This is a genomic window from Pseudomonas sp. ANT_J12 (assembly GCF_008370045.1).
GTDB lineage: Bacteria > Pseudomonadota > Gammaproteobacteria > Pseudomonadales > Pseudomonadaceae > Aquipseudomonas.
On sequence record NZ_VOBN01000019.1, the window covers coordinates 1 to 22,373 of the forward strand.

Genomic DNA, 22,373 nt, shown 5'->3' on the forward strand with positions numbered 1-22,373 from the left:
CCCGAACTCAGCAGTGAAACGATGCATCGCCGATGGTAGTGTGGGGTTTCCCCATGTGAGAGTAGGTCATCGTCAAGATTAAATTCCGAAACCCCTATCTGCGTATGCAGGTAGGGGTTTTGTTTTTTCCCTCGAAAAAGTGGCGCAAAGAAAAGGGACAGCTCAATGGCTATCCCTGAATACAACCAACCGCACCCTCAGTGAAACATTGGCAGTACGTGTTCAGCGATCTCCTCAATCACTTCCGCCACCGGTCGTTCGCTACGGCGCACGTGCAGGCCGACATGCTGCACACCGGTGTCACGCAAAGCCTGCAGCTCATCAATCAATGCCAGGCGTCCGCAACTGCCACCGAAGCGTACACGTCGCATCGGTGCATGCGGATTGGCCTCCAGATCCAGATGAACAAAGCTGATGTAAGGTTTATCGCCGCCGACCTCACGCCATAACCCTACGCGACGACGATGCTCATCCGGCGTGCCAGGGTAGGCGAGCCAACCGTCCATATGCTGACCTATCCATGCCGGTGACTGCTGACCAAGCCCCGCCACCAGCAACGGCACCGCCTGATCACGCTCTGGTAGCAACCGAGCGCCTTCAGGCAAGCGACCTTCACCCTGGCTACGCAACAGCTCAACCGTATCGCGAAAGATCTCGCCGCGCTGGCCGTAGTCCACACCAAACAACGGATACTCCATCGGCCGGTCACCGCTGGCGACGCCCAGAAGCAGCCGCCCATCACTCAGCTCATCGACACTATTGGCAGCCTTGAGCGTCAACCACGGCTGACGCAACGGCAATACCACCGCTGCCGTCCCCAACATGATGTTGTCAGTAATCCCCGCCAGATAACCCAAATACGAAAAGGCTTCGAATACCTGCGCGGCATCGCCGAAATTGGGGTCGTACACCGGTACATCGCGAACCCAAAGCGCAGCAAACCCAGCTTTGTCGGCCAAGCGTGCCATGGCGGCCTGCTGCTTCAGGTCAGGAACACCAAAAGGTCTGTCCTCGGCCATTCGCAACCGTTGCCCATCACTGGACCAATCGTTATCCAGCGGCAATTCAAGGCCAATGGAAAATCCATTCGAGCCCAGTAATCGTTGAAATCGTGAGTGCATGAAAAACTCCAGAGAGGGAATGACATGCACCCAGTATCTACAGGCGCATCTGCAAGAAAAATGCATGAATGGGAATATCAATCTTGAGTAAAACGCACGAGTTCACCCAAAAACCACACACGCCCGACCGTCGTTTTGGCCCTCAAGGACAACCGTTCGAGGAAATCGCGCTAAAGTGCCGGCGTCATTTTTGGTATGGTGCAGCTCGTTTTTTAATGGACTGATGACAACGCTGAGGATCGGCACCCCCCTTCATAGTCAAAGAGCTGCTGCAGAAATGCCCGAACCGATACCCATCAAGGATCACGAAAAAGAGACGCGCCTGGTCAATAAAAGACTGATGGCCTGCGCCTTGTTTGTGGTCGCTATCACCTGCGCACTGGTCGTGCGCATGTACGTGCTGCAAGTGGTCGAATTCGACTACCACTCGACCATCTCCGAAAACAACCGCGTCCACGTTTTGCCGATCACCCCGACACGCGGGCTGATCTATGACCGCAATGGGGTGGTCCTGGCGGACAATCGGCCCAGCTTCAACCTGACCATCACCCGCGAACGCGCCACAGACGTCAGAGAAGAACTGGATGAGGTGATCAATCTCCTGCACCTGCCGTCCGAAGACCGCGCGTTGTTCGACAAGGCGATGAAGCAGGCACGGCATCCATTTGTCCCGGTGACCTTATTCTATGAACTCACCGAAGAGCAGATCGCCGTCCTCGCGGTTAACGAATTCCGTCTGCCGGGTCTGGATGTCGAGCCGCAATTCGTCCGCCATTACCCGATGGGTGCGCACTTTGCCCACTCGATCGGTTACGTCGGTCGCATCAACGAAAAAGAATCCAAGGCGCTGGACGGGGTGGAATACCGCGGCACTCAGTCCATCGGCAAAACCGGCATCGAAAAATTCTACGAGTCCGAGTTGCACGGCCACGTCGGATACGAAGAAGTCGAGACTAACGCCCAGGGCCGCGTGCTGCGGGTGCTCAAGCACACCGATCCGACCCCCGGCAAAAACATCGTACTGAGCCTCGACGTCCACCTTCAGGAAGCCGCCGAGGATGCCTTGGGGGATCGCCGTGGTTCGGTGGTCGCCCTCGATCCATCGACCGGCGAAGTGCTGGCCATGGTCAGCAAGCCAAGTTTCGACCCGAACATGTTCGTGACCGGCATCAGCTTCAAGGAATACGCGGCGCTGCACGACTCCATCGACCGGCCGCTGTTCAACCGCGTCCTGCGCGGCCTCTATGCGCCGGGCTCGACCATCAAGCCGGAAGTGGCCATTGCCGGCCTCGACTCCGGTGTGGTCACCCCACAAACCCGCGTCTTCGATCCGGGTTACTACCAACTGCCGGACTTCGATCACAAATACCGCAACTGGAATCACAGCGGCGACGGGTGGGTGGACATGGACGCGGCGATCATGCGCTCCAACGACACCTACTTCTACGACCTGGCGCACAAGCTCGGCATTGATCGGCTGCACGACTACATGGCCATGTTCGGCCTCGGCGAGAAAGTCTCCCTGGACATGTTCGAAGAATCGGCCGGCCTGATGCCATCCCAAGCCTGGAAACGCGCCACGCGCCGTCAGCCATGGTTCCCGGGTGAAACGGTGATCCTCGGCATCGGCCAGGGCTACATGCAGGTCACGCCGCTGCAACTGGCCCAGGCCACGGCGCTGATTGCCAACAAAGGCGTGTGGAACCGACCGCACCTGGCCAAGACCGTCGATGGCGTTGCGCCGGTGGACGAGAACCCGATGCCGAACATCCTGCTCAAGGATCCGCGTGATTGGGAACAGGTCAACCATGGCATGCAAATGGTGATGCATGATGCACGCGGCATCGCCCGGGCAGCAGCGGTGGGCGCCCAGTACCGCATCGCCGGCAAGAGTGGTACCGCGCAAGTGGTGGCGATCAAGCAGGGCGAGCGTTACAACCGGGCGAAAACCCTGGAGCGTAACCGCGACAACGCCTTATTCGTCGGTTTCGCCCCGGCTGAACACCCGAAGATTGTCATCTCGGTCATGATCGAAAACGGCGAGGCCGGTGGTCGGGTGGCTGGTCCGGTGGTGCGGCAGATCATGGACGCCTGGCTACTCGACCAGGACGGCCATCTCAAGCCGCAATACGCCACGCCGGCCAAACCGCCGGGCGATCCTCACGTCTAGCGCTCAGAGCTTCACAGCACAGGCTCACGGATGCTGAGCATGTGCTGGAAGCTCTCCAGGAACACCGTTTCCGCCTGCGTCATCTTCTGCTCGCGATTCCACAGCAGTTGGATATCGAAATCCACCACCCCCTCTTCCGGCGGCAAACGCCAGAGCAAACCCTGCTCGACATCCCGTCGCACCAGGTGCACCGGCAAACACCCAATTCCAAACCCTGCGCAGATCAAGCGGTAAATCTCTTCGAAACTGGTGGAGGAGGCGACGATCTTGCCGGTAAACCCCTGTTCATCGCGAAACAGCGTCAACGGTGAAAGATTGCCGCCCAGTTGATCGCTGGTAAAGCTGACGAAGTTCTCCGCCGCCAGTTGCTCCAGGGTCAGGTTTTCCTGACCGAACAGACGATGACGCTGGCCGCAGAAGTACGCATAGCGCTCGCGAAACAACACCCGCTGCTCCAGCCGTGGCTGCGGTAATCGACACAGACCGACGCCAATGGTCGCGGTCTTTTGCAGCAACGAACTGATGATGTTCGAGCTGCCCATCACCTCGACTTCCAGCTCGATCTTCGGGTGGGTTTCATGGAAGTCCGCAAGAAACTCATCGTAGTGCCGCGCTTGCACGCCACTGACGGTGAGGATGCGGATCTTGCCCACCACATCGTCATGCCGACTTTCCACCACCGTGCCCAAGCGGGAAATATCGCCGTAGATATCCGCCGCAATGCGCAGGACTTCTTCCCCGGTTTCCGTCAGATCAAAGCGTCGCCCGCTACGGGCAATCAGCACACATTCCAATTGTTCTTCAAGACGTTTCAGGGCCTGGCTCACCGCCGACTGGGTGATGTGCAAACGCGCGGCAGCGCGGCTCATGCTGCCTTCCTGGCCGATCACCAGGTAAGTGCGCAGCAGGTTCCAATCGAGGCGGTCATTGAGAAATCGACGACCGACCCAAGGGTTCGAAGTGGAGGGCATAAATCATCCATGTAGTAGCAGGGCTAATAGTAAAGATAAGAATTTGAAAATTGACTAATCCTGGCATGGAAGCGATAAAGCCCACAAGCACCACAGAGTGCAACCGTAGCCAGCCTTCAGCACCTGCCCAAAACTATAAATACACAGGGTCCTTGCATGCACACCACCCCTCAACCGCGACGCGCCGCGGCCGCTGCCTTTATTGGCACGACCATCGAGTTCTACGACTTCTACATCTACGCCACTGCGGCGGCGCTGGTGCTCGGGCAAGTGTTCTTTCCTAGCAGCGACCCGGTGATGAGCACCTTGGCCGCGTTCGGCAGTTTCGCCGTCGGCTTCATTGCCCGCCCCATGGCCGGCATGGTGTTCGGTCATTTGGGTGATCGCCTCGGTCGCAAGAAAATGCTGCTGGTGACCATGGCGCTGATGGGCCTGGCGACCGCGGGCATCGGTCTGCTGCCCAGCTACGCCAGCGTTGGCATTTGGGCGCCGGTCGGTCTGATCGTGCTGCGTTTGATTCAGGGTATTTCCGTCGGCGGCGAGTGGGGCGGGGCAGTGCTGATGGCCAGCGAGCACGCACCGGCCAAGCGCAAAACTTTCTACGCTTCGTTCGCCCAACTCGGCAGCCCGGCAGGTTTGCTGCTGGCGTTGATCGCTTTTCGTTTGGTGACATCCCTTGAGCCAGCGGACTTCCTCGCCTGGGGCTGGCGCCTGCCGTTTCTCGCCAGCGGTGTGCTGATGATGGTGGGCCTGATGATCCGTTCCGGGGTCCACGAATCGCCGGAATTCGCCAAGGCCCGGGACAACAACGAAACCGCCCAATACCCGGTGAAGGATGTGATCCGCACCTGCTGGCGGCAGATCCTGTTCGCCGCAGCCGCCGTGACCATCGGTTCCGCCGGGTTCTTCTTCACCAATACGTTCATGATCACCTACGTCACCCAATACCAGGGCATCCCGCGCTCGACAATCCTCGATTGCCTGTTTCTGGTGACGGTCATTCAGTTGCTCTCGCAACCACTCTCCGCATTGCTCGCCGAGCGGATTGGCGAAGGTCGCTTCCTCAAACTCGTCGCGCTGTTGTGCATGGTCACGCCGTACCCGATGTTCCTGCTGGTCGGCACGCAAAATATTGTGCTGATGACCCTCGGCATTGCCTTGGCGGTGGTGATTCTCTCGGCGCTGTACGCGGTGATTGCCGGTTACATGACCCAGGCGTTCCCGGTGCACCTGCGCTACTCGGGCATTTCCATCGCTTACCAGTTGAGCTGCGCCCTGGCCGGCGGCACCACGCCGCTGATCGGCACGCTGCTGGCCAGCAAGTTTTCCGGGCAATGGTGGCCGCTGGCGGTGTTCTTCACCTTGCTCTCGGCCCTGTCCCTGATCGGTGTTTGCGGCCTGGCCCGCCTGCGCGCCAACCCGGTCGTCACCCACGCTGCTAAAGAGGTGTATTCGTGAGTAAACCCGCACACATCGACCCGATTGAATGGCAAGCCCGTTGCGAACTGGCGGCGCTGTATCGCTTGGTCGCGCACTTTCGCATGACCGACCTGATCGACACCCACATCACCCTGCGCATCCCGGGACCTGAGCATCATTTCCTGATCAACCGCTACGGGGTGATTTTCGACCGCATGCGCGCCTCGGACCTGGTGCGCATCGATCAGGACGGGCGCATCGTCGATCCCGAATACGCCGGTCACCGGGTCAACGCCGCAGGGTTTGTCATTCACTCGGCGATCCACATGGCGCGCCCGGACCTGAATTGCGTAATCCACACGCACACCGCCGCTGGCATGGCGGTCGCGGCGCAGAAACAAGGCTTGCTGCCGATCACTCAGCACGCGCTGAAGTTCTACGGAAAACTGGCTTATCACACCTACGAAGGTATCGCGTTGTCGCTGGATGAGCGCGAGCGTTTGATTGCCGATCTTGGACCGCACCGGGCGATGATTCTGCGCAATCACGGCTTGCTGGTCGGCGGCTCCGGCGTGGCCCAGGCGTTCCAGGAAATCCACTTCCTGGAGCGTGCCTGTCAGGCGCAAGTGGCGGCGCTGGCGGGTGGTTCGGCGTTGCATTACCCGTCGCCGGAAGTCTGCGCCCACACCGCCGAACAGTTTGACCGTGATGAACAGGACAACATCATCGACCTGGCCTGGGAGGCCGCTCTGACCCTGATCGAATCCCAGCGCGAGTCTTACCTTTCATGAACACCGTCGTTTTGCTGTCCCGCGACAGCCTGTTACTCAAGCAACTGCAAGCCGCGTTCGCCCGCAGCGCACCGCAACTCACCACGGTGCTGGCCGACGATCCGTTGGCCAAGAATGCGCAAATTGCGGCGTGCTGGTTTCCCTTGCCCGGCAGCCTCGCGGCATTGCCGAACCTGCAAGTGATTCACTCGGTCGCCGCCGGTATCGATCACCTGGAACACGACCCGTCGTGCCCGGATTTGCCAGTGTGTCGGGTGGTCGATCCAGGCCATCGCCAGGGCATGACCGAGTACGTGCGTTGGGCGGTGATTCACTACCACCGAGGCTTTGACCAAGTGCTGCAGCACCAGCGGCAACAGCATTGGGAGCGACCGCTGCAACGGGCGGCGGGGCAGTTCAAGGTCGGGGTGATGGGGCTGGGTTCGTTGGGCAGCGCCATCGCCCAGGATCTGACCGCCGCCGGTTACGACGTTCGGGGTTGGGCCCGTCGCAGCAAGGATCTAAGCGGTGTCCAGACCTTTGCTGGTGCGGAACAACTGAACCCGTTTCTCGATGGCGTGGAACTGCTGATCAACTTGTTGCCGCTGACTAGCGAAACCCGCGGCATTCTTGGCAACAAAACATTCGAACACCTGGCCAGCGGCGCCGCGCTAATCAATTGCGGTCGCGGCGCTCACCTGAATATCGATGATCTCGAACAATCCCTGCAAACCGGAAACCTGCGCGGCGCGTTGCTGGATGTATTCGAACAAGAACCGCTACCCGCCGATCATCGTCTCTGGAGCATGCCCGGCGTCACGATCACGCCACACATGGCCTCGGCCGCTTCCCATGACTGTATTGCCGAACAAGTCGCGGAGAACTTGCGCCGTTTAAACGCCGATGAACCGTTATTGAACTGTGCCGACCGAACACTCGGTTACTGACAACAAACTCGCCCACTGAGTTGGGCGAGGCATAACAACAATCCCTCACTCTCAAACGATTTACTGCCAGTAAAAAAATAATTAATCAAATTCCTGGAGTCAGTGATGAGCGATCTATCGTCCGCAGAAAAGTCCGGCGACCCGCCGATCAGCATGAAAAAAGTTGCTGTGGCCAGTGTCATCGGCACCACCGTTGAATGGTACGACCTGTTTGTTTTCGCTACGGCGTCCGCGCTGGTGTTCAACAAAGTGTTCTTTCCAGACTTCGTGCCCTTGATCGGTACGTTACTGGCCTTCGGTACTTTTGCTTCGGCCTACCTGGCGCGGATCGTCGGCGCCGCATTGTTCGGGCACTTCGGTGACAAGTTGGGCCGCAAGTCGATGTTGCTGATTTCACTGCTGACCATGGGCGCCGCCACGTTCGCCATCGGTTTGTTGCCCAACTACGCGGCTATCGGCATCTGGGCGCCGATCCTGCTGTTATTGCTCAGGGTGATTCAAGGTTTGGCGCTGGGTGGCGAGTGGGGCGGGGCGGTGTTGATGGCGGTGGAACATGCGCCGGCCAACAAGCGCGGCTTGTACGGTTCGTGGGTGCAAATCGGCGTCCCGGCCGGAACCATGATCGCCAACCTGGCCTTCCTGTTGATCGCGGCCTACCTGTCCCCGGAAGACCTGTTGGCCTGGGGCTGGCGCATTCCGTTCCTCGCCAGCGTGCTGCTGATCGCCGTGGGTTTGTACATCCGCTTGAACATCGCCGAAACCCCAGCCTTCAACAAGGTCAAGGAAGCCGAAGAGCAGGTGAAAATGCCCCTGGCCGAAGTGTTTCGCAAGTACTGGAAGCAAGTGGTGCTCGGCGGCATCGCGACGATGTCGACCGGTGCGTCATTCAACATCATCGTCGCGTTCGGCCTGACCTACGGCACGCAAAATCTTGGCTTCAGTCGCAGCACGATGCTCGGCGTGGTGTTGCTGTCCTGCGCCTGGTGCATCGTCATGTTGCCGGTGTTCGGCGCGCTGTCGGACCGCTACGGACGCAAGCCGATCATCGTGGCCGGCATCGTTGCTGAAGCCCTGGTGGCGTTCCCGATGTTCTGGTTGATGGACACCAAAGAGTTGCCGTTGGTGATCTTCGGTTACCTGATGTTGATGACCGCGTTCGCCGCCAACTACGGACCGATTGCGACGTTCCTCGCCGAATTGTTCGGCACGCGGGTGCGCTATTCGGGGTTGTCGATCAGCTACATGTTGTCCGGTTTGCTCGGCAGCGCGGCGACGCCGATTGTCACCACCGCTTATTGGCGGCGACTGGCAAAGGGTCTTCGGTGGCCTGGTACATGATCGGCGCGGCAGCGATTTCATTGCTGGCATTGTTGCTACTGACCGAGACCTTCAAGCGTGACATCAGCGAAGTCCCAATCGAGGCTCCGGCCGACCCGCAGCACAAACCCTTTAAATCGGCTGCGGCCTAAGCCCAGGAGTTCCAAAGCATGCGCAGAATCCAATCCGCCCCGGGTTTCATCGGCCCGGTCGGGCCTTACTCCCAGGCTGTGGTCAGCGGTCATCTGGTATTCACCGCCGGGCAGATTCCGGCTCAGAGTGGGCTCGACGATCAACCCGCCGAATTCCCCGAACAAGTGCGACAAACCTTGCGCAACCTGGAGGCGATCCTGATTGAAGCCGGCTCCGATTTCAGCCATGTGATCAAGGTCAACGCCTACCTCACCGATCCGGCGCAACTGGAGCCGTTCAATGCCGTGTATCGCGAATTCCTCGGCCATGCGCCGCCGGCACGCACCACGGTGTGCGTGACGTTGTGGGGTGTGTCGCTGGAAATCGAGTGTGTCGCCGAGTTGATAACGAAGGAGTTGCACAATGGATGAGTCGAAACTGATCGAGCAGCTCAAAGCAGTGAGCTTTCCAACCCTCGGCCATTTCCTGGAGGAGGGCTTCGCCGACTCACAACTGCGGGCGATGGTGCCCAATGTGAAAGTGGTCGGTCGCGCACTGACCCTGAAACTGGTCGGCGCCGATGCCATCGCGGTCAACCAGGCGTTGGCGCTGATCAAACCCGGTGATGTGCTGGTGATCGACACCGGGGGCGATTACCGGCACGCCCCGGTTGGCGCGGTGACCAGCTGCGCCGCACGTTGCGCCGGTGCCGTGGGGATTGTGGTGGACGGGGCGGTGACTGATCTGCTGGAACTGCGTGAGTCGGGTCTACCGGTGTTCGCTCGCGGCACTAGCTTGTTGACCACCAAGCTGCACGGGCGCGGCGACAGCCAGATCAATCAGCCGATCCAGTGTGCTGGCGTCACGGTAAACCCCGGGGATCTGGTGCTGGCGGACGATAACGGCGTGCTGTTTCTCGACTGGTCAACGGCGGCTTCTGTCATCGAACAAGCCTTGGCCTCCGATCGCGCCGAACCGCGCCTGCTTGAGCGATTGCGTTCAGGCGAGCCGGTTGCGCAGGTGTTAAAGGTCTAAGCCGTCAAGCACGCCTGCAAGCTCTCGATAAACAGTGTCTCCGCGCGGCTCATGCGCTGCTCGCGATTCCACAACAAATGAATGTCCACATCGGCAATCCCTTCGTGGGGCGGCAGGCGCCAGAGCAATCCGGCGTCGACGTCCGCCGCCACCACGTGCTCGGGCAGACAGCCGATGCCGAACCCGGCGATCACCAGTCGCCGGACTTCTTCCAGGCTCGGTGACGACGCCACAATGCGTCCGCTGAAACCCTGCTGATCACGAAAAATCGTCAGCGGCGACAGCATGCCGCCAATCTGATCGCTGGTGAAACTGACGAAATTCTCCCGCTGCAAATCCCCCTCAGCGACGTTCTGCTGGCCGAATAATGCATGGTGCTTGCCACAGAAAAACGCATAGCGCTGACGCAGGAACAGTCGCTGTTCCAGGCGTGGTTGTGGCCGACGATTGAGACTCAAACCGAGGGTCGCGGTTTTCTCCTGCAAAGCGCTGACGATGTCGGAACTGCGCATCACGTCCACTTCCAGATCCACCCGTGGGTGCTGGCGGTGAAAGTCGGCGAGGAAGTCATCGAAACGCTCAGAGAAGATCCGACTGATGATCAGCAACCGCACCTTGCCGATCACTTCGTCGGCCGGTTGCTCCAGCACGCTGCTGACTTGCGACATCTGCCCATAGATTTCCCCGGCCAGTTCGAAGATCTGCTCGCCGACCTCGGTCAGGGCAAATCGCGGTCCGCGCCGGGCGATCAGTTGTCGGCCCAGTTGTTCTTCCAGCCGCTTCAAGGCCTGGCTCACCGCCGGTTGCGTCAGGTGCAGGCGCGCGGCGGCGCGGCTGATGCTCAGCTCCTGGCCGATGACCCGAAAGGTGCGCAGCAGGTTCCAGTCGAGGCGGTCGTTGAGCAGGCGTTGCACGTCGCGTTCGGCCATGGTAGTTCTCGATTATAAGCTGGAGTAATAGTCCGCATAATAAATAGAAAATTGACTAATCATAGCCCCGAGACGATAAATCACCCCCAGACAGGCGCCGCCAGAGTGCCTTGATGCATCCGATTTCCTCCTGCCAAAAAAACAATCAAAGGAGCCCGACCCATGAAGCCCCAAGCTTCGTCCCAACCGCGCCGTGCGGCAGCCGCAGCCTTCATCGGCACCATGATCGAGTGGTATGACTTTTACATCTACGCCACCGCCGCCGCCCTGGTGTTCGGTGCGCTGTTCTTCCCCTCCGACGACAAACTGTTCAGCACCATGGCCGCGTTCGGCACCTTCGCCGTGGGCTTTTTTGCGCGACCGTTGGGCGGGATTATCTTTGGCCATATCGGCGACCGCATCGGGCGCAAGAAGTCGCTGATCATCACCTTGCTGATGATGGGTGTGGTCACGGTGTGCATCGGTTTGCTGCCGACTTACGCGCAAATCGGCGTTGCGGCGCCGGTGCTGTTGATTCTGTTGCGCATCGTCCAGGGCATCGCTGTCGGCGGCGAGTGGGGCGGGGCGGTGTTGATGGCCGGCGAGCATGCGCCCAAGGGCCGGCGCAACTTCTTCGCTTCCTTTGCACAACTGGGCAGCCCGGCGGGTTTGATCTTGTCGTTGCTGGCCTTCAGTGCAGTCACTCGCTTGCCGGAAGAAGACTTGATGAGTTGGGGCTGGCGCCTACCGTTCCTCGCCAGTTCGCTGTTGTTGCTGGTGGGTTTGGCGATTCGACTCGGTGTGAATGAATCGCCGGAATTCCTCGCCAGCCGCGAACTGGCCAGCAAAAGCACACGCAAGGAGCAGGCGCCAGTGATGGAAGTGCTGCGTACCGCGTGGCGCCCATTGCTGCTGTGCATCGGCGCCAACACCCTCGGGATCGCCGGGGTGTATTTCACCAACACTTTCATGATCGCCTACACCACCCAGCAACTTGAGTTGCCGCGCTCGCTGATCCTCGAGTGCCTGTTTGTGGTGGCGATTATTCAGTTCTGCATTCAGCCATTGGCGGCTTGGGTCGCCGAGAAAATCGGTGCGACGCGTTTCCTGTGCCTGATGTCGCTGCTGGCGATGGCCTCACCGTACCCGATGTTCGTGCTGGTCAGCTCGGCCCAACCGTCGCTGATCATCCTCGGCATCGCCCTGGCGGTGGTGTGCATGGCCTCGTTCTACGCGGTGATCGCCGGTTACGTCAGCGGCATGTTCGAGACCCGCGTGCGCTACACCGCGATCTCCCTGGCTTATCAGATTTGCGGTGCGCTGGCCGGTGGCCTGACGCCGCTGATCGGCACGCTGCTGGCGCACAAATTCGCCGGCCAATGGTGGCCGCTGGCGGTGTTCTACAGCCTGATCGCCGCCACTTCGCTGATCTGCGTCTTGTCCCTTGCTCGCCGCCATGCCAGTGCTGAACGTATCGAATTGGCCAACGCTTAATCCCGATTTTCGAGGAGTTACTTATGTTGAAGATTAATGGTGAACGCCTGTGGGCGAGCCTGATGGCCATGGCCGAAATCGGCGCCACGGCGCGAGGTGGCAGTTGCCGGTTGGCCCTCAGTGATGAAGACAAGGCTGGCCGCGAACTCTTCGCCCACTGGTGTCGCGAAGCCGGCATGACACTGAGCGTGGACGCCATCGGCAACCTGTTCGCCCGCCGCGAAGGCACCGACCCGGACGCTGCGCCGGTGATGATGGGCAGTCACCTCGACACCCAGCCTGAAGGTGGCCGCTTCGATGGCGTCTACGGTGTATTGGCTGGTCTGGAAGTGGTGCGTTGCCTAAACGATCTGGGCATTCAGACCCGCAAACCGCTGGAAGTCGCGGTGTGGACCAACGAAGAAGGTGCACGCTTCACCCCGGCGATGTTCGGCTCGGCGGTGTTCACCGGGATCATGAAACTGGACGCGGCGCTGGCAGTGCGTGACATCGATGGCATCAGCGTTGCCGAAGCCCTGCAACGCACCGGTTATGCCGGCGAGCGTCCGTTGGGTGGCGCGGTGGATGCGTATTTTGAAGCGCATATCGAGCAAGGGCCGATCCTTGAAGACAACGCCAAGAGCATCGGCGTGGTCACGGGCGGCCAGGCGATTCGCTGGCTCGACGTGCGGGTCGAAGGCATGGCCGCCCACGCTGGCACCACGCCGATGCCATTACGCAAGGATGCCCTGTACGGCGTGGCGCGGATGATCCAGGCCATCGAGGTTCTGGCTGCCGATTTCGCCCCAGAAGGCCTGACCACGGTGGGCGAGTTGAGCATTAACAAATCTTCGCGCAACACCATTCCGGGGTTGGTGAATTTCACGGTTGATCTGCGCCATCACCGGGACGAAGCCATCGAGGCGATGGAGCAGCAAGTCCGCGCGCGACTCCAGGCGATTGCCGAGGGTCGCGGGTTGAACCTGACGATCACGCCGCACTGGATCAGCCCGGCGACACCCTTCGATGCCGAGTGCGTGGCGGCGGTGCAGCACGCGGTGGATGCCCTGGGCTACGCTCAGCAATCGATTGTCAGTGGTGCCGGGCACGACGCGATTCACCTGGCGCGGTACTGCCCGACAGCGATGGTGTTTATCCCGTGCGTGGGTGGGTTGAGCCATAACGAAGCCGAGGATGTGTTGCCCGAGGATGTGCGCCAGGGCACCGACGTGCTGCTCAACGCCGTGCTGGCCCGCGCCGAAAGAACTGAATAACCCACAACCCCTGTAGGAGCGAGGCTTGCCCGCGAAGACGGTGTGTCAGTCAACATAGATGTTGAATGTGCTGACGCCTTCGCGGGCAAGCCTCGCTCCTACAGGGGAGCGCGCTCCGTTTCAGAACAGGAATTTATCCCATGCGCAGTTTTTTCCACCCCGAACAATTGCTCCATCACCCACGCAGCTACTACTCCCGCGGGCAGATGCGCACGCCGCAGGAAGTCCCGGAGCGTGTGCAACGTCTGGTGCAGGCCTCGCATTCCCTGGGTTTCAACGTCGAGCAACCGACCGACGCCGGACTCGCGCCATTACTGGCGGTCCACGGCGCGCCGTATTTGACGTTCCTCAAGGAAGCCCATCAACGCTGGAAGGAAATCCCCGAAGATTGGGGCGATGAAGTGATGTCGAACATCTTCGTCCGCGAGCCCAATGCCCTGCGCGGGATTCTCGCCCAAGCCGCTCGTTATCTGGCCGATGGCAGTTGCCCGGTGGGCGAGCAGACCTGGCGCTCGGCTTATTGGTCGGCGCAAAGCGCAATTGCGGGCGCCCAGGCTTTACTCGATGGCGAGCCGGCGGCGTATGCACTTTGCCGTCCGCCAGGTCACCATGCGCGGGCAGAAGCGGCCGGTGGTTTCTGCTACCTCAACAACGCGGCCGTAGCGGCGCAGGTCTTGCGCGCAGGGTTCGAGCGGGTGGCGGTGCTCGATACCGACATGCATCACGGTCAGGGCATTCAAGAGATTTTCTACGACCGCGACGACGTGCTGTACGTCTCGGTGCATGGCGATCCGACCAATTTCTATCCGGGCGTGGCCGGGTTTGCCGATGAGCGTGGCGTTGGCGCAGGGGAGGGGTTCAACCTGAATCTGCCGATGGCCCATGGCGCCAGTGAAGCGGATTTCCTCGGACAACTTGAGGCGGCGTTGGCGGCGGTGAAGGATTTCGGCGCCGAGGTGTTGGTGTTGTCCCTGGGTTTCGATATTTTTGAGCTCGATCCGCAGAGCAAAGTGGCGGTCACCCGGGAAGGGTTTGCGCAGTTGGGGGAGCGGATTCGTAGCCTGGGGTTGCCGTGTTTGATTGTGCAGGAGGGTGGGTATCACCTGGAGAGTCTTGAGGACAATGCGCGGGCGTTTTTTGTGAATGCCGAGGTGTGGCAACTCTGAGGTGTGAGGTGTCCAGAAGGCCGCCTTCGCGGGCAAGCCTCGCTCCTACAGGTGATCACATTCCCCTGTAGGAACAAGGCTTGCCCGCGAAGAACGCTAACGCGGTCCCCCAGATGCAACACAAACGCCCTACGGCACTTGCCATCGCCCTGACGTTAACGTAAAGATTGACGCCACGGCGCTGATCTCAAAAAGCGCAAAGCGGACCGCTGCGGAGCGCTTGATGACACTCATAAAAACAACACATCCCAAACCCCATCAGGAAGCCCGGCTGGCCCGGGAAAAGCTTCACCTCGAAGGCGAAGTCCCTGATGGCGTATTGCGTGCGGAAATCGATGCCTCATGGCGGCGCAGCCTCAGCCACGGCGTGCATTTCAATGGCAAGCACGAGCTGACACTGGAATCGAGCGCCAGCCTTGAAGTGCTGTTGGCCAGCAACCGTTTGCTGATCGACGCCGCGATGCCGGCCATCGATTACCTGGCCGAACGCCAAGGTAAAGAAGGCCTGATCATCCTCGCCAATTCCGACGCCACCATCCTCGCCGTCGAAGGCCGCGCCGACCGCCTCAAGGGCTCCGGCCTGCAAGACATCGCCCTCGGCGCCTGCTGGAGCGAAGCCGCTCGCGGCACCAACGCCCTCGGCACCGCTTTGGTGGAAGCCCGGCCAACCCTGATCGATTGCGGCGAACACTACCTGGATCGCCTGAGCGATTTCTCCTGCACTTCGGTGCCGATTCACTGCCCTCAAGGCGATATCCTCGGCGTCCTCGACCTGACCCGCGAAGGCCCTCTCGGCCGCGTCCACGACAGCACCGCGCTGCTGGCCATGGCGGTCAGCCAGATCGAAAGCCGGGTGTTCAACGCCAGTTATCCGGATCAAATCGTCCTCGCGTTCCATAGCCGTCGGCAGTACCTCGAATCCCCGTGGCAGGGCCTGTTGGCGGTGAGCCTCGGCGGACAGATTCTCGCGGTCAGCGCCCAGGCCTGTCAGCTGCTGCGGGCCGAGCGTTCGGCGCTGGTGGGGCATCGTTGCGAAGAGTTTCTCGGCGTCGATGGCCTGCAATTGCTGGCTCGTTTACAACAGGGCGGCATCGGCAGTCTGCAAACCGCCAAGGGCGAATTCTTCTACAAAACCCTGCGCGCACCCCAGCGGTCGATCAACGTTGGCACCACAACCCGCCCGGTGGCCAAATCCGCCAAACCGCAACCGGATCTTGAATCCCTGGCCGGCAGCAATGTGCGTTACGCCCGCGCCTTGCGCATGGCCCGCCAAGGGTTGGCCAATGAGTTGCCGGTGCTACTGCTCGGCGAAACCGGCACCGGCAAGGAAGTCATCGCCCGCGCCCTGCACATGGCCGGCACCCGTTGCGATAAACCCTTCGTCGCAGTGAATTGCGCGGCGATTCCCGAAGGCCTGATCGAGTCGGAACTGTTCGGCTACCGCGAAGGCGCGTTCACCGGTTCCCGGCGTGGCGGCATGGTCGGGCGCCTGCAACAGGCCCACGGCGGCACCTTGTTCCTCGATGAAATCGGCGACATGCCACTGGCCTTGCAGGCCCGGTTGTTGCGGGTGTTGCAGGACCGCAAAGTCGCGCCGTTGGGCGCTGGCGAAGAGCAAGACATCGACGTCGCCCTGATCTGCGCCACCCACCGCGACCTCAAGCGCCTGGTGGAAGACAAACACTTTCGCGAAGACCTGTTCTACCGGGTCAACGGCATCAGCGTGATGCTCCCGGCCCTGCGCGAGCGCGAGGATTTCAGCGGTCTGGTCGGTCGCCTGCTGGCCAAACTCGATGCCCCGGCCGTGACCTTGCACGATGACTTGAGCAAGTTGCTCGGCGGCTATCACTGGCCGGGCAATATTCGCCAATTGGAGATGGTGTTGCGCACCGCGTTGGCCATGCGCGAGGCGGGCGACACCGTGCTCACCCTCGACCACTTGCCCGACAGCATGCTCGACGACCTCACCGCCACCGAACGCCCCCAGGCCGGCAGCATTCGTGAAAACGAACTGGAGCTGATTCGCCAGTCCCTGGACGCGCACCAAGGCAACGTCTCGGCCGCCGCCGACGCCCTCGGCATCAGCCGCGCGACCCTGTATCGCAAACTCAAGCAGTTGCGCCTGTGATGCAGCGCCTGATCGTGCGGCTGATCGACAGCCGCGACCCGCAAGCCCTGCAAGCGGCGCTGCGCTGGCTCTACAGTTTTGTGCGGCCCCATCGGCTGGCGATTGCCGGGTTGCTCGGGTTGTCAGTCTGCGCTTCGTTGCTGGTGCTGGTGCAACCTTGGCTGACCAAGTTGCTGATCGATGATGGCCTGCTGGGGCGCAACTTCCCGATGCTGGTGCTGATTGCCGGTTTGATGATCGTCGCCGGTTTGCTTGGCACCGCGCTGTCGGGGATCAACCGTTACCTGCACACGCGGCTCTCCGGGCGGATTCTGTTTGCCCTGCGTGATGACTTGTATCGGCACTTGCAGACCTTGTCACCGAGCTTCTATGGCCAGCGGCGCATCGGCGATTTGATGTCGCGCCTGGATGGCGACGTCGCGGAGATCCAGCGCTTTGCCGTGGACTCGCTGTTTTCGGCGGTATCGAGCGTCATCGGCCTGTTCTTTTCCGTGGCGATGCTGCTGACCTTGTCGTGGAAACTGTCGCTGCTGGCGCTGGTGCTGATCCCCCTCGACGTGCTGTGGCTGCGCTGGATGCGGCGCAAGGTCGAGCGCGATGTACGGCAGTTGCGCGAGCGTTCGGCGGACATGTCTTCGTTTATGGTCGAGACCTTGCCGGTGATGAAATTCATCCAGTCTGCCGGCCAGCAACAGCGCGAAGCGCGACGGCTGGAGACCCTGGGCCAGGGCTATATGAGCCAGTTGCTGCGCCTGCAAGTCACCGAGTTTTTCACCCAGGCTGTGCCGGGCACTTTGACCTCATTGTCCCGTGCCTGTGCCTTCTTGATCGGCGGTTATTGGGTGGTGCAGGGCACGTGGCAGCTCGGTGCGCTGATCGCGTTTTCCACTTACCTCGGGATGGCGGTGGGGCCGGTGCAGAGCCTGCTCGGGCTCTACGTGGCGATCCAGCGCATGACCGTCAGCCTCGGGCGGGTCATGGAGTTGCGCGGCGAAGAACCGACCGTGCTCACCCCGGTCACGCCGCAGCCGATGCCGAGCTCTGGCGAGTTGCGTTTCGACAATGTGCATTTCAGTCATCCGGGGCGCCCGAGCACCTTGAGCGGGATCGATGCGCGCATCCCTTACGGCTTGAAAGTCGCCCTGAGCGGCGGCTCTGGCGTGGGTAAAACAACCCTGATCGACCTGCTGCAACGGCATCACGATCCACAGTCGGGCCAGGTGCTGCTCGGGGACGTAGACTTGCGGGATCTGGACCTGTTCCAGCTGCGGCGGCGCATTGCGGTGGTCAGTCAGGACATCGTGCTGTTTCGCGGCAGCCTCGCGGATAACCTGGCCTACGCGGTGCCGGACGCCAGTCGCGACGCCATCGCTGAAGTCGCACGGCTGGCGCAACTCGACAGCCTGATCGCATCCTTGCCCGAAGGCCTCGACAGTCCGTTGGGCGAGCGTGGCCAGCAGTTGTCCGGCGGGCAGAAACAACGGATCGCCATTGCCCGGGCGCTGTTGCAGGACCCGTTGATCCTGGTGCTCGACGAGGCCACTTCGGCGGTGGATGAAGCCACCGAGCGCGAAGTGATCGAAGCCATCGACCGTTTGTTTGCCGGACGCACGCGCATCCTCATCAGCCATCGCCCTTCGACGTTGGCTGACGCCGATCTGCGCTTTGAATTGCTCGACGGCGTGCTCACATCAAAAACGGTGCTGCATGAAGCCTGAACTGCGGATTGGCGTGGTGGACAGCGGTCACTCGGCGGCGCAGCGGGTGCAGGTGGTCGCGGGGCGCAGGTTTTCGTTGCTGGAGGATGGATTGGCGCAAGGGGATTTGCGCGACGATCCGCTCGGTCACGGCAGCGCGGTGATCGAGGCGATTGGGCGGCGGGCGCCGGCAGCGGTGTTCTGTGTGGCGCAGGTGTTCGACCAGCGTGGCGTGACCAGTGCCTTGCAGATTGCCTCGGCGATTGATTGGCTGGTGGCGCAGGACGTGCGGCTGATTAATCTGAGCCTCGGATTGCGTCAGGATCGCAGCCTGTTGCGCGAAGCGTGTGCGGCAGCCGTGGCGCGAGGCGTCTTGCTGTGTGCATCGAGTCCGGCCCAGGGCGAGGGCGTGTTTCCGGCGAAGTATCCGCAGGTGTTGCGGGTGACCGGCGATGCCCGTTGCGCGGAAAACGAATGGTCGTGGCTCAACAGCGCCCAGGCGGATTTCGCCGCGTGTGTGCATGGGACGTATCCGGGGCAGTCCGGCGCGAGTCTGGGGTGTGCGGCGTTGAGCGGGCATATCGCCGGGTTTCTGGTGGTGTATCCCGATGCGAGCAATCAGCAGGTCATCGAATGGTTGCGCGATCACGCCCGTTATCGCGGCCCTGAACGGCGCTTCGGACCGTGATTTGTATTCTAGGCGCAGGCCCGGCGGGCGCAGCGGTGGCTTTGGGTTTGCGCCGGCTCGGATACCCGGTGACGCTGGTCAGCGAATGGCGACGCTTTGCTGCGCTGGAAGGCGTTTCCGTACGGGTGCTGGAGGCGTTGCGTGGCGCGGGTCTGAACCACGCGTTGGCAGACGCGGCGCTGCCTTCACAACGGCAGGTGTGGTGGAACGGCCAGCAGCACGCGCAGAACATCGAATTTTTACTGGATCGCCCGAGTTTTGATCGCGGCCTGCGCGAGGATTTGCGTGGGGCTGGGGTCGAGTTGATCGAAGGCCGAGTGCTGACGGTGCAGACCTCAGCGGAGGGGCATCGGGTCGAGATCGAAGGACACGAAGTGCTGGTCGCGGATTTTCTGGTGGAAGCTCGGGGCCGTTCAACTCCGACCCTCGGTAAAGGCCTGCGCGGCCCGGAGACAGTCAGCCTGCTCAATCGCTGGCAGGCCACGGCGGGCGACACCGCCAGCGCCGTGGAAAGCCTTGAGGACGGCTGGGCCTGGATGGCGCGACGGGCCGACGGGCAGTGTTACTGGCAATGGACGGTGGACGTGGCCAGCGCTTCGTTACCGGGTAAGGCGATGTTGCTCGAGTACTGTCGCCAGCGGCGCCACGAATCGGCAGTGGCTCGGGCGTTTTTCGGTGATCAGCCGCAGAACGATCTGCAATTGCACGCCCGTAGCAGCACGGCGATTTTGTCTCCGCAGGTCTGTGGTGATAACTGGATTCGCGTAGGCGACGCAGCGATGGCGGTGGATCCGTTGTCGGGCAACGGGATTTTCCAGTCCCTGTCCTCCGCGTTGCAGGCGCCGACGGTGATCAACACGTTGTTGCGTAAACCCGAGCGAGCGGCGTTGGCCCAGCGCTTTCATCAGCAGCGGGTGGAGCAGTTGTTTTTGCGTTTTGCGCGCATTGGCCGGGATTTTTATGCCGATGAGCAGCGCTGGCGGGAGCAACCGTTCTGGCAGGCGCGGCGCTGTTGGCCGGATGCTGAAGTGGCCCACGCCGAGGCGGATTTTGCCTTGTTGCGAATTGAGCGGGCGCCCGTACTGCGCGATGGATTTGTGGATGAGGCCGAGGTGGTGATCACGGCGGATCAACCGTTGGGGATCTGGCATGTGCAGGGGGTTGAGCTGGCGCCGTTGGTGCGGCGGTTGTGGGCTGAACCGGCTGAGCAGGCGTTGGCCGGGTTGACGGTGGAGCAGGGCAGGGTTGTTCGTAGTTGGCTGTTGGCCCAAGGATTCAAACCCTGACACTGATCATTCCCACGCTCCGCGTGGGAATGCCGCCAGGGACGCTCCGCGTTCCGCGTCTGAAGGTGACGCAGGGCGTCACGGGATGCATTCCCACGCAGAGCGTGGGAACGATCAGTGTGTCAAAGCTTGATCAACACCGACTTCAACTCGGTGTAATGCTCAATCGCCGCATACCCCATCTCCCGCCCGACCCCGGACATTTTGTACCCGCCAAACGGCAGTGCCGGATCCAGCGCGCTGTGGCAATTGACCCACACCGACCCCGATTTGATCCGCGGAATCATCCGGTGCACCGCCGCCAGATCGTTGGACCAGATACTCGCGCCCAACCCATAAGGGCTGTCATTGGCCATGCGCAACGCATCGGCCTCGTCATCGAACGGAATCGCCACCAGCACCGGGCCGAAGATCTCCTCCTGCACCAACGAGTGCTTCTGATCGACATCGACAATCACTGTCGGCTTGACGAAAAATCCCGGCCCGAACTGCTCACCGCCGCAGGCGATGGTCGCTCCGCTTTCCCGGCCTTGTTCGATGTAGCCGTAGACCCGTTCCTGCTGACGTTTCGAGATCAACGGCCCCATGTCCACGGTCGGGTCCATACCGTTGCCGAGCTTCATGGCATTGGCGATGCTGGCGATGTCCGCTACCACGTTGTCGAAATGCTTGCGCTGCACATACAGCCTGGAACCGGCGCAACACACCTGGCCCTGGTTAAAGAAAATCGCGCTGGCGGCACCGGCGGCGGCAGTCTTCAGGTCGGCGTCGGCCATGACGATGGTCGGCGATTTGCCTCCCAGCTCCAGGGTCACACGGGTCATGGACTCCATGGCGATCTTGCCGATCTGCTTGCCCACGGCGGTGGAGCCGGTGAAGGTCAGCTTGTCCACCAACGGGTTGTGGGTCAGCGCGGAACCGGCGGTGATGCCGGTGCCGGTCACGACGTTGAACACGCCTTCGGGGTAGCCCGCTTCCAGCACCAGTTCGGCGAGTTTCAGTGCGCTCAGCGGGGTTTCATCCGCAGGCTTGAGCACCACGGTGCAACCGGTGGCCAGGGCCGGGCCGAGTTTCCAGCAGGCCAGCAGCAATGGGAAGTTCCAGGCCACGATGGCGCCGACCACGCCCACCGCTTCGCGGCGGATGAAGCTGTGGAATTGATCGTTGGGCATCAGCGGCAACGACACCTCGACGCTGGAACCTTCGATCTTGGTCGCCCAGCCGGCCATGTAGCGCAGGAAGTCGATGGACAGTTGCACGTCCATCACCTGCGCCACCGCCGCGCTCTTGCCGTTGTTCAGGCATTCCAGTTGCGCCAGCAGCTCGGCGTCGCGCTCCATCAGGTCGGCGAGTTTCCACAACAGGTTCTGCCGCTCCCGGGGGCGGGTGCGGGTCCAGGTTGAATCATCGAAGGCCCGGCGCGCGGCGAGCACGGCGCGGTCCATATCTTCGGGCGTGGCTCGCGGCACCACGCACAGCACGTCGCCAGTGGCCGGGTTATGCAGGGGCATGGTCTGGCCGTCGGCGGCCTCGACCCAGTCACCGCCGATCAACATGCGCGGGGCGCGCTGGATGAACGCCGAGGTGGCGGGAAGCAGATAAGGGAGGGACATGGCGCGATCTCTTTTTATTCATGAGATCCAGGCTTTCGCAATGGCTGTGCCAAGTGTCGACAAGCGCGGGACAACCCTTGATTGGCCGGGTTCTGCAGGCTTTCACGAAGGAGGCAACGCTGGATTTTTTCGCAAATTGCGACAGCGCCTGAGACGACGAGCAGCCGTGTTGCGTCCTTGAGGCACTCACTTTTGAGGACTAGAATTTTCAGGCTCGACGGGCGAAACGAGGGAGCCTTTGCCCGGCCACATATCTGG

At 61.3% G+C, this 22,373-nt stretch carries 17 protein-coding genes and 1 pseudogene; 14 read left to right on the forward strand and 4 right to left on the reverse strand.

Translation table 11 applies throughout. The features are described from left to right. Positions 1–197: 197 nt before the first annotated feature. Positions 198–1,121, reverse strand: coding sequence for a TIGR03571 family LLM class oxidoreductase (locus tag FQ192_RS27060; RefSeq protein WP_149661258.1), 924 nt, complete (start codon positions 1,119–1,121; stop codon positions 198–200). Between the two features lie 277 nt (positions 1,122–1,398). Here FQ192_RS27060 and mrdA point away from each other — a divergent pair, with 277 nt between their 5' ends. Continuing rightward, positions 1,399–3,291 carry a penicillin-binding protein 2 gene (mrdA, locus tag FQ192_RS27065; RefSeq protein ID WP_149661259.1) on the forward strand — a complete coding sequence of 631 codons (1,893 nt, stop codon included), beginning with the start codon at positions 1,399–1,401 and terminating at the stop codon, positions 3,289–3,291. A gap of 11 nt (positions 3,292–3,302) precedes the next feature. Here mrdA and FQ192_RS27070 read toward each other — a convergent pair whose 3' ends face one another. Continuing rightward, positions 3,303–4,262, reverse strand: a complete 960-nt coding sequence (locus tag FQ192_RS27070; protein ID WP_054053480.1) for a LysR family transcriptional regulator — start codon at positions 4,260–4,262, stop codon at positions 3,303–3,305. A 156-nt stretch (positions 4,263–4,418) separates the two neighbouring features. Between FQ192_RS27070 and FQ192_RS27075 the strand changes: the two genes are divergently transcribed. From FQ192_RS27075 to FQ192_RS27100, 6 genes and pseudogenes are all read left to right on the forward strand, one after another. Continuing rightward, on the forward strand, positions 4,419–5,720 hold the full coding sequence (locus FQ192_RS27075) for an MFS transporter (RefSeq protein ID WP_123409845.1): 1,302 nt from the start codon (positions 4,419–4,421) through the stop codon (positions 5,718–5,720). After that, the gene (locus FQ192_RS27080) at positions 5,717–6,472 is read left to right on the forward strand and encodes a class II aldolase/adducin family protein (protein WP_123409846.1); all 756 of its coding nucleotides are present in this window, start codon (positions 5,717–5,719) and stop codon (positions 6,470–6,472) included. Before FQ192_RS27075 ends, FQ192_RS27080 begins: the two co-directional genes overlap by 4 nt. Next, positions 6,469–7,398 carry a glyoxylate/hydroxypyruvate reductase A gene (locus tag FQ192_RS27085; RefSeq protein WP_149661260.1) on the forward strand — a complete coding sequence of 310 codons (930 nt, stop codon included), beginning with the start codon at positions 6,469–6,471 and terminating at the stop codon, positions 7,396–7,398. The genes FQ192_RS27080 and FQ192_RS27085 overlap by 4 nt, the downstream gene beginning before the upstream one ends. A 105-nt stretch (positions 7,399–7,503) precedes the next feature. Further along, positions 7,504–8,867, forward strand: a pseudogene (locus FQ192_RS27090) (MFS transporter). Positions 8,868–8,885: 18 nt separating this feature from the next. Continuing rightward, complete coding sequence (locus tag FQ192_RS27095; protein ID WP_149661261.1) at positions 8,886–9,278, forward strand: RidA family protein; 393 nt, start codon at positions 8,886–8,888, stop codon at positions 9,276–9,278. Continuing rightward, complete coding sequence (locus tag FQ192_RS27100) at positions 9,271–9,882, forward strand: RraA family protein (RefSeq protein WP_149661262.1); 612 nt, start codon at positions 9,271–9,273, stop codon at positions 9,880–9,882. The genes FQ192_RS27095 and FQ192_RS27100 overlap by 8 nt, the downstream gene beginning before the upstream one ends. Here the strand turns inward: FQ192_RS27100 and FQ192_RS27105 are convergent. After that, on the reverse strand, positions 9,879–10,811 hold the full coding sequence (locus FQ192_RS27105; RefSeq protein ID WP_123516118.1) for a LysR family transcriptional regulator: 933 nt from the start codon (positions 10,809–10,811) through the stop codon (positions 9,879–9,881). The genes FQ192_RS27100 and FQ192_RS27105 overlap by 4 nt on opposite strands. Positions 10,812–10,973: 162 nt before the next feature. Here FQ192_RS27105 and FQ192_RS27110 point away from each other — a divergent pair, with 162 nt between their 5' ends. From FQ192_RS27110 to FQ192_RS27140, 7 genes are all read left to right on the forward strand, one after another. After that, a complete protein-coding gene (locus FQ192_RS27110; RefSeq protein WP_149661263.1) occupies positions 10,974–12,284 on the forward strand; it encodes an MFS transporter in 1,311 nt (436 codons plus the stop codon). A 23-nt stretch (positions 12,285–12,307) separates the two neighbouring features. Beyond that, positions 12,308–13,537, forward strand: coding sequence for a Zn-dependent hydrolase (locus FQ192_RS27115; protein WP_149661264.1), 1,230 nt, complete (start codon positions 12,308–12,310; stop codon positions 13,535–13,537). 140 nt (positions 13,538–13,677) lie between these two features. Continuing rightward, positions 13,678–14,703, forward strand: coding sequence for a histone deacetylase family protein (locus FQ192_RS27120; protein ID WP_149661265.1), 1,026 nt, complete (start codon positions 13,678–13,680; stop codon positions 14,701–14,703). A gap of 223 nt (positions 14,704–14,926) precedes the next feature. Further along, positions 14,927–16,831, forward strand: a complete 1,905-nt coding sequence (locus FQ192_RS27125) for a sigma-54-dependent Fis family transcriptional regulator (RefSeq protein ID WP_149661266.1) — start codon at positions 14,927–14,929, stop codon at positions 16,829–16,831. Next, positions 16,831–18,549 carry an ABC transporter ATP-binding protein gene (locus FQ192_RS27130; RefSeq protein ID WP_149661267.1) on the forward strand — a complete coding sequence of 573 codons (1,719 nt, stop codon included), beginning with the start codon at positions 16,831–16,833 and terminating at the stop codon, positions 18,547–18,549. Before FQ192_RS27125 ends, FQ192_RS27130 begins: the two co-directional genes overlap by 1 nt. Continuing rightward, positions 18,539–19,216, forward strand: coding sequence for a S8 family serine peptidase (locus tag FQ192_RS27135; RefSeq protein ID WP_149661268.1), 678 nt, complete (start codon positions 18,539–18,541; stop codon positions 19,214–19,216). The genes FQ192_RS27130 and FQ192_RS27135 overlap by 11 nt, the downstream gene beginning before the upstream one ends. Beyond that, a complete protein-coding gene (locus tag FQ192_RS27140; protein ID WP_149661269.1) occupies positions 19,213–20,502 on the forward strand; it encodes a tryptophan 7-halogenase in 1,290 nt (429 codons plus the stop codon). The genes FQ192_RS27135 and FQ192_RS27140 overlap by 4 nt, the downstream gene beginning before the upstream one ends. Before the next feature lie 122 nt (positions 20,503–20,624). Here the strand turns inward: FQ192_RS27140 and FQ192_RS27145 are convergent, their stop codons facing one another. Next, positions 20,625–22,115, reverse strand: coding sequence for an aldehyde dehydrogenase (locus FQ192_RS27145; protein ID WP_149661270.1), 1,491 nt, complete (start codon positions 22,113–22,115; stop codon positions 20,625–20,627). Positions 22,116–22,373 lie beyond the last annotated feature (258 nt).

Coding starts and splice junctions, on each gene's coding strand:
- mrdA (WP_149661259.1), top strand. CDS start 1,399: ATGCCCGAACCGATACCCATCAAGGATCACGAAAAAGAGACGCGCCTG.
- FQ192_RS27100 (WP_149661262.1), top strand. CDS start 9,271: ATGGATGAGTCGAAACTGATCGAGCAGCTCAAAGCAGTGAGCTTTCCA.
- FQ192_RS27120 (WP_149661265.1), top strand. CDS start 13,678: ATGCGCAGTTTTTTCCACCCCGAACAATTGCTCCATCACCCACGCAGC.
- FQ192_RS27075 (WP_123409845.1), top strand. CDS start 4,419: ATGCACACCACCCCTCAACCGCGACGCGCCGCGGCCGCTGCCTTTATT.
- FQ192_RS27085 (WP_149661260.1), top strand. CDS start 6,469: ATGAACACCGTCGTTTTGCTGTCCCGCGACAGCCTGTTACTCAAGCAA.
- FQ192_RS27110 (WP_149661263.1), top strand. CDS start 10,974: ATGAAGCCCCAAGCTTCGTCCCAACCGCGCCGTGCGGCAGCCGCAGCC.
- FQ192_RS27060 (WP_149661258.1), bottom strand. CDS start 1,121: ATGCACTCACGATTTCAACGATTACTGGGCTCGAATGGATTTTCCATT.
- FQ192_RS27070 (WP_054053480.1), bottom strand. CDS start 4,262: ATGCCCTCCACTTCGAACCCTTGGGTCGGTCGTCGATTTCTCAATGAC.
- FQ192_RS27145 (WP_149661270.1), bottom strand. CDS start 22,115: ATGTCCCTCCCTTATCTGCTTCCCGCCACCTCGGCGTTCATCCAGCGC.
- FQ192_RS27105 (WP_123516118.1), bottom strand. CDS start 10,811: ATGGCCGAACGCGACGTGCAACGCCTGCTCAACGACCGCCTCGACTGG.
- FQ192_RS27125 (WP_149661266.1), top strand. CDS start 14,927: ATGACACTCATAAAAACAACACATCCCAAACCCCATCAGGAAGCCCGG.
- FQ192_RS27135 (WP_149661268.1), top strand. CDS start 18,539: ATGAAGCCTGAACTGCGGATTGGCGTGGTGGACAGCGGTCACTCGGCG.
- FQ192_RS27115 (WP_149661264.1), top strand. CDS start 12,308: ATGTTGAAGATTAATGGTGAACGCCTGTGGGCGAGCCTGATGGCCATG.
- FQ192_RS27095 (WP_149661261.1), top strand. CDS start 8,886: ATGCGCAGAATCCAATCCGCCCCGGGTTTCATCGGCCCGGTCGGGCCT.
- FQ192_RS27130 (WP_149661267.1), top strand. CDS start 16,831: ATGCAGCGCCTGATCGTGCGGCTGATCGACAGCCGCGACCCGCAAGCC.